This is a genomic window from Marivivens donghaensis (genome assembly GCF_030410045.1).
GTDB classification, from domain to species: Bacteria; Pseudomonadota; Alphaproteobacteria; order Rhodobacterales; family Rhodobacteraceae; genus Marivivens; species Marivivens donghaensis.
In genome coordinates, this window is record NZ_JAUFRA010000009.1 from 1 (window position 1) to 15,620 (window position 15,620).

The 15,620-nt window shown below is 57.2% G+C and carries 14 protein-coding genes and 1 tRNA gene; 8 read left to right on the forward strand and 7 right to left on the reverse strand.

Annotation, left to right across the window (positions count from 1 at the left end; all coding sequences use genetic code 11):
- Nucleotides 1-48: 48 nt before the first annotated feature.
- A tRNA-Met gene (locus tag QWY83_RS13265) sits at nt 49-125 on the forward strand.
- Here QWY83_RS13265 and QWY83_RS13270 read toward each other — a convergent pair.
- The 5 genes from QWY83_RS13270 to QWY83_RS13290 form a co-directional block, all read right to left on the reverse strand.
- Nucleotides 82-1,773 carry a recombinase family protein gene (locus QWY83_RS13270; protein WP_249947204.1) on the reverse strand — a complete coding sequence of 564 codons (1,692 nt, stop codon included), beginning with the start codon at nt 1,771-1,773 and terminating at the stop codon, nt 82-84. The genes QWY83_RS13265 and QWY83_RS13270 overlap by 44 nt on opposite strands.
- A gap of 30 nt (nt 1,774-1,803) precedes the next feature.
- Nucleotides 1,804-1,983, reverse strand: coding sequence for a hypothetical protein (locus tag QWY83_RS13275; RefSeq protein WP_249947196.1), 180 nt, complete (start codon nt 1,981-1,983; stop codon nt 1,804-1,806).
- 855 nt (nt 1,984-2,838) lie between these two features.
- Nucleotides 2,839-4,734, reverse strand: coding sequence for a TRAP transporter permease (locus QWY83_RS13280; protein ID WP_249947195.1), 1,896 nt, complete (start codon nt 4,732-4,734; stop codon nt 2,839-2,841).
- Nucleotides 4,735-4,799: 65 nt separating this feature from the next.
- Nucleotides 4,800-5,786 carry a TAXI family TRAP transporter solute-binding subunit gene (locus tag QWY83_RS13285; RefSeq protein WP_249947194.1) on the reverse strand — a complete coding sequence of 329 codons (987 nt, stop codon included), beginning with the start codon at nt 5,784-5,786 and terminating at the stop codon, nt 4,800-4,802.
- A 55-nt stretch (nt 5,787-5,841) separates the two neighbouring features.
- On the reverse strand, nt 5,842-6,858 hold the full coding sequence (locus QWY83_RS13290; protein ID WP_249947193.1) for a dihydrodipicolinate synthase family protein: 1,017 nt from the start codon (nt 6,856-6,858) through the stop codon (nt 5,842-5,844).
- A 49-nt stretch (nt 6,859-6,907) separates the two neighbouring features.
- Between QWY83_RS13290 and QWY83_RS13295 the strand changes: the two genes are divergently transcribed.
- Complete coding sequence (locus QWY83_RS13295; RefSeq protein WP_249947192.1) at nt 6,908-7,927, forward strand: LacI family DNA-binding transcriptional regulator; 1,020 nt, start codon at nt 6,908-6,910, stop codon at nt 7,925-7,927.
- Between the two features lie 252 nt (nt 7,928-8,179).
- Complete coding sequence (locus tag QWY83_RS13300; protein ID WP_249947191.1) at nt 8,180-9,181, forward strand: restriction endonuclease; 1,002 nt, start codon at nt 8,180-8,182, stop codon at nt 9,179-9,181.
- A 245-nt stretch (nt 9,182-9,426) separates the two neighbouring features.
- Here QWY83_RS13300 and QWY83_RS13305 read toward each other — a convergent pair whose 3' ends face one another.
- On the reverse strand, nt 9,427-9,624 hold the full coding sequence (locus tag QWY83_RS13305; RefSeq protein WP_249947190.1) for a hypothetical protein: 198 nt from the start codon (nt 9,622-9,624) through the stop codon (nt 9,427-9,429).
- Nucleotides 9,625-9,635: 11 nt separating this feature from the next.
- Between QWY83_RS13305 and QWY83_RS13310 the strand changes: the two genes are divergently transcribed.
- The 5 genes from QWY83_RS13310 to QWY83_RS13330 all read left to right on the forward strand — a co-directional run bounded on the left by QWY83_RS13310 (nt 9,636) and on the right by QWY83_RS13330 (nt 14,866).
- The gene (locus QWY83_RS13310; protein ID WP_249947189.1) at nt 9,636-10,265 is read left to right on the forward strand and encodes a hypothetical protein; all 630 of its coding nucleotides are present in this window, start codon (nt 9,636-9,638) and stop codon (nt 10,263-10,265) included.
- A gap of 7 nt (nt 10,266-10,272) precedes the next feature.
- Nucleotides 10,273-11,346 (forward strand): helix-turn-helix domain-containing protein, encoded by a 1,074-nt coding sequence (locus tag QWY83_RS13315; protein ID WP_290246008.1) that lies wholly within the window; start codon nt 10,273-10,275, stop codon nt 11,344-11,346.
- Nucleotides 11,347-11,393: 47 nt separating this feature from the next.
- On the forward strand, nt 11,394-11,915 hold the full coding sequence (locus QWY83_RS13320; RefSeq protein ID WP_290246009.1) for a KwaA family protein: 522 nt from the start codon (nt 11,394-11,396) through the stop codon (nt 11,913-11,915).
- 3 nt (nt 11,916-11,918) lie between these two features.
- Nucleotides 11,919-12,788 carry a Kiwa anti-phage protein KwaB-like domain-containing protein gene (locus QWY83_RS13325; RefSeq protein ID WP_249947186.1) on the forward strand — a complete coding sequence of 290 codons (870 nt, stop codon included), beginning with the start codon at nt 11,919-11,921 and terminating at the stop codon, nt 12,786-12,788.
- A 395-nt stretch (nt 12,789-13,183) separates the two neighbouring features.
- A complete protein-coding gene (locus QWY83_RS13330; protein ID WP_249947185.1) occupies nt 13,184-14,866 on the forward strand; it encodes an amidase in 1,683 nt (560 codons plus the stop codon).
- On the opposite strand, the gene QWY83_RS13335 is transcribed toward QWY83_RS13330, so the two are convergent.
- Nucleotides 14,853-15,617, reverse strand: a complete 765-nt coding sequence (locus QWY83_RS13335) for a carbon-nitrogen hydrolase family protein (RefSeq protein WP_249947184.1) — start codon at nt 15,615-15,617, stop codon at nt 14,853-14,855. The two genes, QWY83_RS13330 and QWY83_RS13335, sit on opposite strands and share 14 nt — an antisense overlap.
- Nucleotides 15,618-15,620: the final 3 nt, after the last annotated feature.

Below are 15,620 nucleotides of genomic sequence, written 5' to 3' on the forward strand. Positions count from 1 at the left end.
TACGCAATAGCTGGATCATCGCACCAGTGACACTCAAGTCACAATCGGCGCGGGGTGGAGCAGCCCGGTAGCTCGTCAGGCTCATAACCTGAAGGTCGTAGGTTCAAATCCTACCCCCGCAACCAACGTAACCGACCCTCCTGCGATAATGGAGCGGTGTTTACACTCATCCCCATGACTTAATTGAAGAATTCCGGCTAAATCGCCGACCAATTCCATCTGATGCCCACCCCGAGCATCGGCGTCTGGAACCATCCGTACTTCTGAAACGAAGCCACGGAGGATCTCAACGGCCTCTGTCCGTAAATGGTCTTCGCGGAGTGCGACGCTCAGGGCGTGAATGTGCTCTTTGAAGCGGGTGCTCATGCTGGGATGCAGACGCAATGTTGGGGCAGGGGGCTCTGAGGCGAGTTCCAGCTCGAGTGCCTCTTTTGTTGCTTCGTGTTCTGTGAGCTTTGCGATCATGGAGGGGTGATACATCCCGTCTTCTACGGCTTTTGTGATTTGGTCGATCGCCGATTGTGTTTTTGCGAGCTGGCGTTCGGCTTTCTCCCGTTCGGCTGAAACATTGGCCGCAAAGTTATTATAGGATTTGCGGTATTGGTCTGCGAAGGCGCTGACCATTTTGGGGGACCACAGCCGATCGCGCAGGCCTGTGATGACACGATCTTCGAGGTCTTCACGCAGGATGGTCGCACGATTGGTGCAGATCGCCTCACCTTTGTTGCGGGCGGCGGCGCAGCCGTAGCGGGTCTTATTGATGAGCGTATAGCTCGATCCACAGCAGCCACACTTCACCAACCCAGAAAACAGATAGACGGGTCGGCGGGCGCGTTCTGGCCGCAGGCCTGCGGTAAGACAGCCTGCCGGGTTTATCTTGACGCGGATGGCCTTTTGACGGGCTTTGACCGCGTCCCAGAGATCGTCATTTATGATCCGGAGCTCTGGGACGTCGGTGTATTGCCATTGATCGGGCGGGTTCAGGCGCGCCTGTCGTTTGCCTGTTTCTGGGTTCTTCACATATCGTTGGCGGTTCCAGACCAGTTTGCCGATATAGGCTTCGTTGTTGAGGATGCCGGTCCCCCGTTTTGCATTGCCTGCGATGGTGGAGGGGTTCCATTCGCCGCAGCCCTTTCCGGTCATTGGGCCTGTGATGCCTTCGCTGTTCAGCGCTTTAGCGATGGCCTGAGCGGAGGCGCCTTTGGCATAGTCTGTGAAAATGCGACGGATGACGGCGGCTTCTTCTTTATGGATAGATCGATCGCCAGTGGTGACGCTCCCATCGGGGAGGAGTTCACGGATGACGCGATAGCCATAAGAAATCCCGCCAGCAGATTTGCCTTTTTGGATGCGACCTTCCAATCCGCGATGGGTCTTTTGCGCGAGATCTTTGAGGTAGAGGGCAGACATTGTGCCTTTGAGACCGATGTGCAGTTCGCTGATCTCACCTTCTGCGACTGTGAAAATTGGGATGCCGAGGTAGGTCATCGTTTTGGCGAAGCCTGCGATGTGTTCGAGGTCGCGCGACAGGCGGTCCAAGCTCTCTGAAATGACGATATCGAACTGGCCTGCTTTGGCCTCTGCCTGAAGCTCCTGAAACTGCGGGCGATGTTGGGTTGCGCCAGATATGGCGCGGTCGGCAAAAGTTCGAACAACGGTCCAACCTTTGCTCTCCGCCAATTGGCGGCACACGCGAAACTGGTCCTCGATTGAGGCATCGCGTTGGTGGTCACTGGAAAAGCGGGCGTAGATAGCGGCACGGTATGCGGGCATAGCGTTACATCCTTCGGGAAGGGAATAGCGTCATTGATCGTCACCGCCTTTAAGTGAGGCGGTATAATCTACCCATGCAGCGTGTTTGGCTAAGAGCCGCACTGTCGCTTCAATCAAAGGATGATCATCCGGCCGCGAAATGACAAGAGGGGCGGATGAGGAAATTTTGCCTTTCCCTTCCAATTTTGATCTCTTGTCGTTGTGTTCCAAAGCGTCTCTCCTGTGGTCTGATACCTCCAGGATAGGGAGGCCGCACTGCCTGGGAACCCCTCTCAAACTCTCTCTTTGCGGGAAAATGTGGATTGCTCCCCTTAAAATCCGGAAGACTCTTTGCGAACGGCGGGAATCTAAACAGATCTGTTTACTTCGACAGATGGTCGCCATTGGAGCGACTTTCATTGGCGCGCAAAATGGGCGCTTCGCGAGACACCATAAACCGCGAGTTTTATGGAATTTGGCGAGCTTAGATAAGGTAGGCTCCGCACAAAAAGGGACGACACAACGAAAAAGGCCCCCCGAAGGGAGCCAATCTTCATGCGAGTGCGCCTTACCGTGATATCCTGACCTCAAAGGGTGCGCTCGTAGCAGCGTCCAATAAAGAAGCCTCGCTGTCTGCTACCATAGGGAGACGTAAACGGGGTGAAGCGGAGAGGCAACGGGGCTTACGGCCCAAAGCGGACATGAGGAGTATGCCTTCCGCAAATTCAGCCAAACACCAAAGCGGTCATTAGTTGCATCTCGCAGCATGGTTTTGACAGAAGACGGAGAAAATACGCATTTCGTTATATCTCTCGCAGGGTTCTTTCGTGGGTCAAGCCACCTTCGCCCCCCCCCTCAATAGCAGAGGATCCCTTTGGACATCAGCTCTGCCCTTTAGGGCGCTGAAGGAAAGCCAATCAGGCAAGCCTCATGGGCATCAAAAGCCGACACCCAAATCAGGTTCAGTGCCGTCCTTCCGAAATACAAGCGGCTTCAAACCTCCAGAACCTGGCGAAGCGCTGCCCGCATCGGTCGGGAGAACTCGATACAAGAGAAAGGCCCGAACTCTGTCGGGCCATTTCAAAATCATATAAAAGCGATCGCTTGCCATCGACTTGGCGGTAACTTGGCAAAAACCGCCAGTATCACCACGCAGCCCCAGCCGATCACCAACCCGCCCAGCCAGACAACCGATCCCGAAGGGGCGATCACTGCGCATAGGCCGGCGGCTCCGATCACGATGCGGCTCGCCATCGATAATGGCCGCATGCACCACCCGCCAAAAGCCACTGCCCACAAGGCCGTCGCAACCAGCAACCCAAAGGCCGACAGCGCGATTGCGGCGTATGTTCCCTGCCACAGGATACCTGTGTCGAACACGAACCCGAAGGGCACGAAGAACGCCACGAGGCTCAGACCAAAGGCCGACAGGCTGCTCTTGACCGTCGAGGCCTGCCCGACTGCCGCAGCCGCAAACGAAGCCAGCGCGACCGGCGGCGTCACCATCGACAGCACGCAGTAGTAGAAGACGAAGAAATGCGCTGCCAAGGGTGTCACGCCCAGATCCTGAATGGCGGGAACGAACAGTACCGCGCCGATGATATAGGCCGCGACCGTCGGTAGGCCCATCCCCATCACGATACACCCGACCATAGCCAGAGTGAGCGAGGCATAGATCGACCCTTCAGACAGGCTTACCAAAGATGTCGCGAACTTCAGTGCAAGATTGGACTGCACCGCCACTGCGATGACCAACCCGATGGCAGCAATCGGGATTGCCACGTCGGCCGCCTGACGCGGTGCCTCGCGGAAGGCTTCGGCAAATTGCGCCCGCCCGATCCACGTGTTGCGGCGTAGGAACGGCACGCCGAGCGACACAACCGATGCGATCACGGCGGCGTAGCTGGCGGAATAGCCGCTGACCAGAAGCCCGATCAACAACACCGGCGGGAAGATCAGATGCAGGCGCGGCAGGATTGGAGCAGTGTCGTTGATCTCTTCCTCGGTCAGGGCGCGAATACCTTCGCGCCGCGAAGACAGGTCAACCACCATCAAAAGCGCGATGTAGAACGCCAGCGCGGGGATCAGACCGGCAAGCGCCAACTTGGCGTAGGGCATGCCCAGCATTTCCGCCATGATGAAAGCGGCGACACCCATCACCGGCGGCATCAGCTGTCCGCCGGTCGAGGCAATCGCCTCGATCCCTGCGGCACGGTGGTCGGGAATGCCGGTGCGCTTCATCAGCGGGATCGTAAAGACGCCGGTCGATACTACGTTCGCCACTGCGGACCCCGAAATCGACCCCATCAGCGACGACCCGATAATGGCCGCCTTTGCCGTTCCACCTGTCGCCCGTCCCGCCAGACGGATGGCGAGGTCGATAAACAACTGCCCGCCGCCGACCGCGCCGTAGAACGCGCCGAACAGGATAAAGTAGAAGATGAAACCGACCGAGGTCGAGGTGGTGATCCCCAACACGCCCGCTGTGGACATGGTGCTGATCTCGATCGCGGCAGGCAGGCCGAAACCGCGGAACCCGATCCAGCCAGGTAACAGATTGCCCCAGAACGCATAGGCGATAAATACCAACAACACATAAACAAGGATCATCCCGACCGCGCGACGCGCGCCTTCGAGCAGCAGCGCGACCAGCGCGATGCCAGCAAGGATATCCCGCCCCAGAACAGGATCGACGTTTTCCATGCGAGATGTCAGACGGTCGAAATCCACCAGATAATAGGCCGTCACCGCAACCGAGGCAGCGATCAGCATCAGATCGATCGCTACCCGCGCCGCACGCGGCAGTGGACCACCTAGCGGTTTGTAGAGGAACAGCAGGATCAGTGCCGCGCCCAGGTGGATTGGCCGTTCGAACAGGGGTTGTTGTGGGGCGTACAGGATCCAGGCCTGAAACGCGATAAAGACACAGCCGACGGCAAAGGCCGAATAGCGGGCTGCGTTATGTGGTTGTCCTGCGGACATGGACTCCTCCCCAGAGTTTGCAGATCAATGGGACCGGCGGCGCAAAGACGCCGCCGGAAATCTGTTCACTGGATCAAACCGGCTTCGCGGAAATACCGCTCGGCGCCGGGATGCAGAGGAATACCCGTGTTCGAGATGTCGGCAGCCACCGCCGGATCGAAACGGGCAAAAGCCGCGTGCGATGACTGGAGCGCGGCTGCGTTCTCGATAATCGCCTTGGTGATCTGATAGGCCTTTTCCTCGTCCAGCGATGCACTTGCGATCAACACTGTACCAAGGTTCGCCCCTGTCGCTGCTGCCGTCTGGCCTTCGAACCACGGCCCGTATGTTCCGATCTCGAGCCCCAGTTCATTCGCATGGGCCGCAATCCCGTCCGGCAGATCAAGGAAAGTCACCGGTGTGGTCAGCGCGACCTCGGTGATCGTCGGATGGCCTTTAATCATCGTGTCGATATAGACGTCGGCCGCGCCGTTGCGGATCATATCCGCGATCTGGCCGGTATCGACCTGGATGATGTCACCGCCGTTGGCCTTGATCTCGTCGGCGCTGGTGCCTGCGGCGGCAAAGATCATGTCGGCAACAGGCACTGCTGACGATCCGACCGGCTTCATCAGAACGCGGATCGGCTGGTCCGACGACAGGATGTCGTCCAGATCGGTCGCACCGCGCGCGGTCAGGAAATCGTTGCGTGCGAGCACGCCGACATAGACATCGTTCAGCCCGCCGACCAACGCGCGGATGTCCGGCGCGCTGCGGCCTTCATAGACATCGGCACCCTCATAGGCCCAGATGGCCGTCGCCACGTTCGATAGCGCGATCTCGGCATTGCCGCCCTGAACCACAAGCGGGTTTGCCACACCGCCGCCACGCGCGATCACCTCGACGGAATTATCCCCCAGGATCGGCTCGATAATCTGCTCTAGCGTGGCCGCGAACACATACCACGACGATCCCTCACGCATCGCACCTATCCGCACATCTTGCGCGACCGCGCCCCCAGCAGCCAGTGCGACCAGCGCCGACAAGGTAACCTTGTTGATGAATCCAAACATTCTCTCTCCTCCCTTGCTATGTATATGCCCCCGTAGGTCTGACGGGGGCAATCGATCATTCGGCTGCCAGCAGATCGGCATCGACACGTCCGATACCGGCGGCGTCGAAGGCGGCAAAGATTTCCTGCTCTGCGGCTGCGCCCAGATCCTTGAGCGGCTCGCGGATCGTTGCGTGGTCCAGAACGCCACGCTTGACCAGACCCAGCTTCAGGGCAACCGTGCCCTCCATATGCGAGCCGCGGTGGTAGACCGCGCGGGTCACAGGCAGAAGCTGCTCGAAAATACGGCGGGCTTCGGGGTAGTCCTGCGCCTTGCCCGCCTTAATCAGGTCGATCAGCAGTTCCGGCGCGATGTTGCCGTAACCGACCAGCAGACCGTCCACGTCGAACATGGTCGGCAGCAGCCATTCGTCATGACACGACAACACCTGAAGGTCCGGCTGCGCATTCTTCAGCGCGGGGATCTCGACGTACCAGCGCTTCATGTTGCGCACGCCGTTCTTGGTCGCGACGCAACCTTCCTGCGCGGCGATGTCCAGCTGGGTATCCAGATCGTAAGACGCCTTGGTCGCATCGGGGTACTGGAACAGGATGGTCTGTAGGCCGCCCTCTTCGTAGATCGCCTTATAGCGGTCCTGCGGAGCGCCCTTCTGGAACCCGAACCGCAGCCAGCCGTGGTTCGGATAGACCAGCGCACCGGTCGCACCGGCATCGAACGACCGCTTGGCCTCTTCGGCGGCAACCTTGGTGCCTTCACCGGTGATGCCCGCGATGATCGGCACATCCACGGCATCCTTGTAGGCGCGGATCAACTCCAGACGTTCGTCGGTCGTCAGGAACGTACCCTCGCCGGCGTGACCAAGGATCACCAGCGATTTGACGTCGGCAAACGAGGTCAGCCACTTGGCCAGACGTACGTTCGCGTCGATGTCCAGCGACCCGTCTTTCTTGAAAACGGTTACGGGGGCGGGGTTCAGACCGCGCAGGTCCATCGGGTTCATGTTCAATTCTCCTCCATTTGGGAACGATTGTGGGAACGTTCCCAAAAATGCATTGCGAAAGTGTTCTGTCAAGTGCTAGAAATCTGATAACGATAACGACGAGCATTGACCGAGGGCCGCGATGACTACCGAAGACAAGACAAAAGGCACCGCGGCACGGGTCACGATCCTTGATGTGGCCAAGGCCGCAGGTGTGTCAAAGTCCAGTGTTTCCAGGTTTTTGGACGAACGCCTGCCAAAGTCCGATAGCGATACCGCGCGCAATGTCCGCCGTATCGCGGCCGAACTTGGCTATGTGCGCGATATGTCTGCCGCCAGTCTGCGACGCGGTAAGACCGGCATGATCGGCGTGATCGTCCCGCGTCTGACCGACACGGTGATGGCGATGCTCTATGAAGCCTTGCAAAAAGCCGCCGCCCGCAAGAGTCTGTTCGCTATCGTCGCGACCACCGACGACACGCCCGACGCCATGCGCAATGCGGCCGAGACCCTGCTCAAACGCGGGGTGGACGGTCTGGTGCTTTCGACCGCGCGACTGGATGACCGTTTCACCACCGATCTGACGGAACGTGATGTGCCCTATGTGCTGGCCCTGCGGACCGACGGGCACAGCAAATCGTCGATCGGGGATGACGAACTTGGCGGCTACCTTGCCACGCGCCATCTTCTGGATCTGGGCCACCGACGCATCGGCCTGATCGGCGGCCCGTCCTATGCCTCGAGCGCAGCAGGCCGACTGGCAGGATACCACAAAGCCATGACCGAAGCAGGCATCCCCACCGCCGACCACCTGACCATCGAGGCCGCCTTTAGCATGGAATCCGGAGCCGTCGCGGCTCGCCAGCTGATCGACATGGCACCCGACCTGACCGCCATTTTCGCCGTGAACGACAACACTGCCATTGGTGCCTTGTCCGAACTCCAGACCATCGGCAAACGCGTTCCCGAAGATATCTCCGTCGTGGGCTACAACGATATCCCGCTGACCGCTTTACTGCCCACGCCGCTGACGACTGTCCACGTTCCCTTCGAACAAATAGCGACCGAAGCAATCGAACTTTTGCTTGATGATGAAAGCGCCGGCACGGCAAAATGCGCTATGCCTACTTTGATCCCGAGAGCATCCACGCGTCGCATTTGAATTCGCCGCATGAACTGTTTCCAAGACAATTTCGGCCCTGACCGGACATTCGCAAGCCTAGCCATCGCTGCGGTGCAGCTTCCCCGCCCCGGCCTTTCGTATGATCGCGCAGCATTTCCGGACAGGCCGAGATCAGCGGTGCGCAGGCACCGGTTCTCAGCTAATTGCGGCAGCTTGACGTCAGCGAACATATGGCAAAAGTGCTTTAGTCTACTGTGATCTGTATGGAGGGTGGAGGTGGGCCATATCCTAATGCCGAGCGAAGCTTTTGTTCGCTCACTATCGGAAGATGCTGGCTGTCGCTCTGGCTTCGCTTTGGGTGAAGCTGACATTGTTGAGTGCTTGGGAAGCGGTCATCGCTTCGTCAAAGAAGTCACTGCCCGTGAAGTCGTTCGGCTCGCATCAGACGATTACGCCGATGCTGTAGGTGATTTGTTGTTCGCATTGGGTGCTGCCCGAACGCCGGGAATGCCTCCCCTGAGCCGCCGGTTTCTTTGGAATATCGGGCAAGAGCTGGGGGAAGGCCTCGACTTATTTCAATTGATGAAGATCGAGGCTGTCGGAAGAGAGTTTGCGAGGCGCAAACTTGCTCGTGACGACAGTCAAGCCGAAGTCCTGGAAGAGCTAAGGCTGCTATTGGGCGCCAATGAAGTCGCTTGGTTTCCGGGCCTTCTCACTGCAATTGATGAAGAGATAGGGATTAACCCATTTTATGTCAGGCAGATAGTAAAATCCGATCTGATCTTATTGCGAGATCTGTTCCAGTCGGAATCTCTACCCTCTGACGAAGGCCGTTTCTTTGATCAAAGATTCATCGACTATTTGAACCGAAATCCCGAAAAGTTGTTTGAAATGAACTGGAGGCAATTTGAAGGACTGGCCGCTGAGTGGTTTCAGCGCAATGGTTATACGGTTGAGTTAGGACCAGGCAGAAACGACGGTGGCGTCGACCTTCGGATCTGGAAAGATGATCTTAGCCAATCTGGGCCACCAACGGTAATAGTGCAGTGTAAGCGATATAAAGAGAAAATAGACAGAGTTACGGTGAAGGCCCTTTACTCTGATCTCATTTTCGAAGGGGCCACGGGAGCGATGGTGGTGACTACCAGTGATATTAGCCGTGGGGCTAAGAAGGATATTGAGGCAAGGGAATACCCTATCACGACGGCAAATCTGGAAACAGTGACAACTTGGCTATCGGAGATGCGGAGACCAGGAAACGGTTTCCTGAATTTCGATGATTCCACGCAGTAATTAACGTCGATGTGATGAACTGGCTGAAACCGGGCTGGCCGCGGCTCGGCAGGGGAGGCGTAATCACCTGCGGCGCACGTCGGTCCCGGCCAGGGCTGTGTGAATACTCCGTGCGGCGGGTTGTATCGTCATGCTCAGTTCGGCGAAACGGGACAAACAACGCTGAAGTCCACGATAGAGCGACGGCAGACCCCGCTTTGGGTTGAAATCGGCGATCGCCAAGGGTTTTCACACAACCTCGGCCCTTACCCGCCACTCATTGGGCGCCAAGGTATCGCGACGCGGCGTTTCATCTTTCTGCCTTTCGCGCGACGTGCAGCACTTGAATCGTCGCGGTTATCAAGGTGCAGTGTTTCGCCCTTCACTGTTCGTGGGGCCAGCGCGAATTGAAACTTGACCTTGTCGATTTTTTCGACCAACTTGTAGGTCAAGAAAATCGACATGAGGTGTAGGCGTGACCGAGCATATCGAAACGACAATTCTGCAGGAGCCCGCCGACATCAACCAGCGGCTTGCCCAGCTTGGGTTGACCCGCGAAGGGTTGATCCGCGCTGCCCAAATGGCGCTTGCCGAACGCAACAACGCCACTGGCCTTCATCCGTCGAACGCGGCCGGCACCTTCTCATACCATCACGGTGTGGCGGCCATCCGCCGCGAATACTTGGGGGACGATTGGGAAATCGACCGCCGCGACGGGATTGAGGCGATCCTCAACGAAGTCCTCGGTGTAAAGGTCTCGTTCTGCAATGTCGATGAAGCATGCGGCCGCGAACACCCCAAACCGTGCTCGGAAAAGGGCGCAGGGGCGGAACGCGCCAGCGGGCCGAACCTTTTTGAACACGCTGGCGCGGGCGATCTCGCACCCCATGCGCGGAAGCCGGTTGATGGCCCAGCGCTGTTTTATCTGATGGTGGATCAGCAGGGCCGAGCAGAACTAACGCGCCCTGTGATTGCCCGCCGCACCTTCGTGGCGGCTGTAGAGCGCATCTTTCTAATCGAGGACGTTGAAGAAGACGAGACGATCCTGCCGCTCGACACCGATGATATCGCGGATGATTTCGAGCCGCAGATCGTTCGCAAGTAGTACGCCGATGTTCAACGCTGGAAGACTATCACTTGCTCGCGCAAGGCGTGGCATGACGGCCAAAGCCTTGGCCGAAAAGGCCGGGGTTGGGGTGGACACGATCACGCGGCTTGAAAAAGGCCGCCATGAGCCGGAACCCGAAACTATCGAGAAGTTGGGCGAGGCGTTGGGCTATCCGCCAAGCTTCTTCATGGGCGATGATATTGAGGAGGTTGATGTCGGGGCCGTCAGCTTTCGCTCTTTCTCAAAGATGACAGCCCGCGAGCGAAACGCGGCCATCGCTGCCGGATCGCTCGGATTGCTGCTCAACAGCTGGATTGAGGACCGTTTCGGCTTACCTGATCCGGATTTCCCTGAGGAGCTGTCGGAGGAAACCAACCCCGAAGTCGCCGCGGCCCGCCTGCGCCAACATTGGGGGATCGGGCAACAGCCTATCGGCAATCTGTTGGGTTTATTGGAAACCAAAGGCATACGGATGCTGTCGCTGTCTGAGAATACGGCATCGGTCAACGCTTTTTCTTTCTGGCGTGGTGGAAAGCCTTACGTATTCCTTAACAACTTCAAGAGTGCCGAAAGCAGCCGCTTCGATGCGGCCCACGAGCTTGGCCATCTGGTCTTGCACAGGCATGGTGATCCCAAAGGCGACCGCTCTCTTGAGAAAGAAGCCAACAGCTTTGCCTCTGCTTTTCTGATGCCTGCAGACGATGTGCGGGCGCGAGTTCCGCGTCTGATCTCGACCGAAATCATCCTCAAGGCCAAGCTACGCTGGCGCGTGTCTGCGATGGCTTTGGCCTTTCGGTTGCACAACATAGGGCGGTTGTCGGATTGGCAATATAAGTCAATCTGCATCGACTTGGCACGCCGAGGCTATCGGTCAGGCGAGCCTGTCGGCATCGAGCGGGAAACCTCAGTATTGTGGAAGAAGGTGCTGACAATACTTTGGCAGGAAAGAGTCACTCGAGGCGATATTTCTGAGGAACTGGGTCTGCCGGTCGATGAACTGGACAGCCTTATTGGGAGTCTGACTGGGACTGAACGGGGCGAGCGTCCAATTAGGCGAGGATCTCTCAATGCTGTCTAACGCGCTGCTCCTGCAAGTCCAAGCCGACAAGCAGAAGGTTCTGGAAATTGCTTAACAGCTTAGCCCGCCTTGCCCTGACTGCCACGGCTATCGCGCCCGTTGGGTACACATATGCATTCGTCGCGGCCTTCAACGATGCGTGGTCAACTATGATGTGGCTGTTGCTCGGCTCAACGATATTGGTTGTGGTGTGTCTATGGGTTCTCAAGACGACCCGTTCCAGCCGCGCACCTGCCGCTGAGCAACATAGGGTCACCACCGTGGAGCCTGCCGACCGGGAGAACATGGCAATTATGCTCTTGTATCTCTTGCCGTTGTTTACGGCCGATTTCGACAAATTGAACTGGATCATGTGGGTGCCCACGATTGCGATCTTCGCCTTCATCGCAGTGACCAGCCACAGCTATTTTTTCAACCCCCTGCTTGGTGCGTTCGGCTGGCACTTCTACCGTGTCGGTACACCACAGAACGTTACCAACATCTTGATTACCAAGCGGACGATCCGCAAAGGCGACCAAACGATCAACGGGATCGAACTGGGGGACTATGTGATTTTGGAAACGGAGTGACCAATGCCGAGAACACTTTTCGCGTTTTGTAGACGGGACGGGCAGAATGTCGTGCGACGGGTGCCCTTGGAAGCCGGCGTGCAGGGCGAGGTCGAAGCGATTTTCGATGCACAGGAACGGTCTTTTTTTCACGGCAAAGATGAGCCCATTGAGTTTAACGGCGATTGGAAGCCCGACGGGAACGAGTTGCTTTGCATAACGGACGCTGATCTTCTAGCGCAACTGAACGAGACGTTGGCCAACGGCGCGGGGGCCTACGACCGTTTGGACATCACCAACTACGATGAGGCTGGAGTTAAAGCTCTGTTCATGCACTCTGAGCAGATCGAAGGGAATATTCTAATACAGAAGTTTCGTACGTCCCAGTATCTGCAACGCAGGGGGCTGACGCTGACGTTTAACGACAACCAGTTTGGCAAACTTTCAGAGCAAGGGTTTTCACTGAATGAACGGCTGGGCGCAGTTGTTCGCGGCGACACCGTCATGTTCGTTAGCTTCCACGTGCTTCGGTCGATCTTAACGGTTCAAGAGCATTTTGCCGAAGCGACAGCTCAGGAAGTCGACGACTTCGCAAATCATCGATCTTTTCACATCGAGAACCGAGCCGCTTTCGAAAGCCACATGGATGAACGGTGCCGAAAACTGATACGGGGCATCCATAAATCGAATGTCTTGGTCGATCACAGTGCCGCAGAGATTATCGCCCGGGCAAGAACCGTAGGGCTTGCGCTGAACGAAGACGGTGGTCGCATTGTTCTACCATCCGTCAAGCGCGACCTAAAAACCGTCCTCAGCTTCTTGGAGGAAAGCGTCTATAAGGGAGTCTTTTCTCAAGAAACCTACTTGACCAACTCCAAGCGTGCTGTTGCCTGAACCGTCCGCTGTGGGCACGACGCCGTCTTGCGGCAATGCAGGCCACTGGCTGAGTTTCACGTCTTCTGGATGTCGGCTTTCTGTGCGCCTTCAGTGTTAGTTCGTACTCGCAGCGCATGTCCGCTCTCCGCCCTTTATGTCATCAAAATACGCACTGAACTTTGCGTGTCAAAAACCAGCAAAGCCTGCCATCTGCTGGTTTACCTTTCCCCCTGAGGTTTCTTCCAATCCGACAGAATCGGCTGATCGACTTCTACAGCCAGGATTTACCGAGAATTTTCGACGGACAGCTAAAGTCAAAGGCCTTCTGGGCGCCTGAACTTAGTTGGTGTTCTTTTAACTTGCTCAAGTTTTCTTCAAGTAGGACTGTGGTCGCTGACTGAAAGGAAACATCCATGACCATCGTTGAGACATCAATTCGCGACCTCGCCAAAATGTTGGATGCGGGCGAGGTGACGGCAGTTTTGCTGGTCGAAGAGTGCTTGGACCGTATCCAACGCTATGATCGGTCTGGGCCCTGTTTGAATGCAGTGCCTGTTCTGAATCCTGCGGCGATGGAAGAGGCGAAAGCGTCAGACGCGAGGCGGGCAAAAGGGCAGACCTTGGGGCGTCTCGATGGTATCCCCTATACGGCAAAGAACAGTTATCGGGCCAAGGGCCTTACAGTCGCCAGCGGATCGCCAGCTTTTGCAGATTTGGTCGCGTCAGACGATGCATTCGCGATTGAGCGATTGCGTGCGGCGGGGGCGATCTTGATCGGGTTGACCAATATGCCGCCGATGGCGAACGGGGGTATGCAGCGTGGACTCTATGGCCGGGCGGAAAGCCCGTATAACCGTAATTATCTGACCGCCGCCTTTGCCTCTGGATCGTCGAACGGATCGGGCACCGCAACGGCATTCAGCTTTGCAACCTTTGGTCTGGGTGAAGAAACGTGGAGCAGCGGACGCGCACCTGCAGCGAACAACGGCTTATGCGCCTATACCCCTAGCCGCGGCGTGATCAGTGTTCGGGGAAACTGGCCTCTCGTCCCGACGATGGATGTCGTGGTCCCGCATACGCGGAATATGGCGGATATGCTGGATATTTTGGATGTCATCGTGGCGGATGATCCGAACACACGGGGCGACCTGTGGCGATCCCAGCCGTGGGTTCATATTCCTAAGGCGTCGGACCACCGGCCAGTGTCTTATGCTGACCTGACAAAGGGTGCATCGCTTCAGGGGAAACGCTTTGCCGTGCCTGCGATGTATATCAACGAGGACGCAGAGGCGGGATCAAACCCTGAAGGCGGGATAGGAGGCCCGACAGGGCAAAAGATCGAAACGCGGGCATCGATGATCGACCTGTTCAACGCTGCGCGCAGAGCGATTGAAGCCGAAGGCGGAGCCGTTGTTGTGACGGACTTTCCTGTTGTCACAAACTACGAGAGCGACAGAGTAGGGGCGCCATCGATCAAAACGCGGAACTTGGTCACGCCAGAGTATCTGAGACGAGAGATTATGGACCTCTCGGTTTGGGCATGGGATGATTTCTTGCGATCGAACAATGACCCAAAGTTAAACCGTTTGGCCCAAGTCGACGGCGCCCAGATTTTCCGCCAACCAAAAGGTGCGCTTCCTGATCGATATGTCGGGTTTGACGATGATATCGCCACGTATCCCGAACACGCGCGGGCACATCCCATCGAGAGTTTCTTGGATATTCCAGCGCTTGAGGACGGGTTCAGGGGGCTAGAGGCGACACGGAAGATCGACCTAGAGGACTGGATGGATCGTCAAAACCTAGATGCGGTCATTTTCCCTGCGGTCGCCGATATTGGCCCTGCGGATGCCGACATAAACCCAGCCTCTGCTGATCGGGCATGGCGCAATGGGGTCTGGGTCGCCAATGGGAACCTCGCGATCCGTCACTTGGGTATACCGACGGTGACTGTGCCGATGGGGATGCTTGCAGATATCGGTATGCCCGCTGGCCTGACATTCGCGGGGCGTGGCTGGGATGATGTGAAGCTATTACAGCTGGCTGCCGCGTTTGAGCGGACGGGGCAATATCGCGTGCCTCCTACGCTCGACTGATGTCGCGGTAGTCCTGATGTTGGGTTGAGAGGGGCTGCGCGACCTCCCCGAGATCGGCGATGAGAAGCGCAGGACTACGGCCCGCTTGGGCAATGACAGACCCATTGCCATCGACGATCACGGATTTGCCGCCATACGTGACGGTTCCCTCGGACCCGCAGTAGTTGGCGTAGGCAATCACCATTCCATTTTCAGCAGCCCGTGCAGGCACCAGCAGGTCAGGGACGTTATCAAAGGTGATCGGGTTCGCGGTGGGGATTAGCAGGAGGTCCACACCAAGTTCACGGAGCGCCCAAGTATGCTGCGCAAACTCTATATCATAGCAAATCAGCAGGCCAACTTTCGTGCCTGCAAGGTCAAAGGTGCAGTAGGTGTCGCCGAACTCAAACACCGACTTTTCAACGGGACCGAACAGCTGGATTTTACGGTAATGCCCGATCTTTGCGCCGCTCGCGTCATAGGCTGACGCGGTGTTGAAAATCCGCTCTCCGTCCTTCTCCGCCCAACCGATGACGAGGCCACAAGAGTGCGTCGCGGCAAGAGATGCAAACCGCTGTTCCCATTCACCGCCAGAGGGCTGTGCAAGCGCGCGATGAAGGTCGGGTTGATTGTAGCCGGGGATGAATAGCTCTGGGAAAACGACGATATCTGTGCCAACCGCTGATGCCGCTTTGAGGGTGTCCTCAATCACGGCAAAGGCATGTTCAATGTCTTTGCCAACTGCATGGCCCTGATAAACGCCGATTTTCACCGA

Coding starts and splice junctions, on each gene's coding strand:
- QWY83_RS13270 (WP_249947204.1), bottom strand. CDS start 1,773: ATGCCCGCATACCGTGCCGCTATCTACGCCCGCTTTTCCAGTGACCAC.
- QWY83_RS13280 (WP_249947195.1), bottom strand. CDS start 4,734: ATGTCCGCAGGACAACCACATAACGCAGCCCGCTATTCGGCCTTTGCC.
- QWY83_RS13285 (WP_249947194.1), bottom strand. CDS start 5,786: ATGTTTGGATTCATCAACAAGGTTACCTTGTCGGCGCTGGTCGCACTG.
- QWY83_RS13295 (WP_249947192.1), top strand. CDS start 6,908: ATGACTACCGAAGACAAGACAAAAGGCACCGCGGCACGGGTCACGATC.
- QWY83_RS13300 (WP_249947191.1), top strand. CDS start 8,180: ATGCCGAGCGAAGCTTTTGTTCGCTCACTATCGGAAGATGCTGGCTGT.
- QWY83_RS13305 (WP_249947190.1), bottom strand. CDS start 9,624: ATGTCGATTTTCTTGACCTACAAGTTGGTCGAAAAAATCGACAAGGTC.
- QWY83_RS13315 (WP_290246008.1), top strand. CDS start 10,273: ATGTTCAACGCTGGAAGACTATCACTTGCTCGCGCAAGGCGTGGCATG.
- QWY83_RS13325 (WP_249947186.1), top strand. CDS start 11,919: ATGCCGAGAACACTTTTCGCGTTTTGTAGACGGGACGGGCAGAATGTC.
- QWY83_RS13330 (WP_249947185.1), top strand. CDS start 13,184: ATGACCATCGTTGAGACATCAATTCGCGACCTCGCCAAAATGTTGGAT.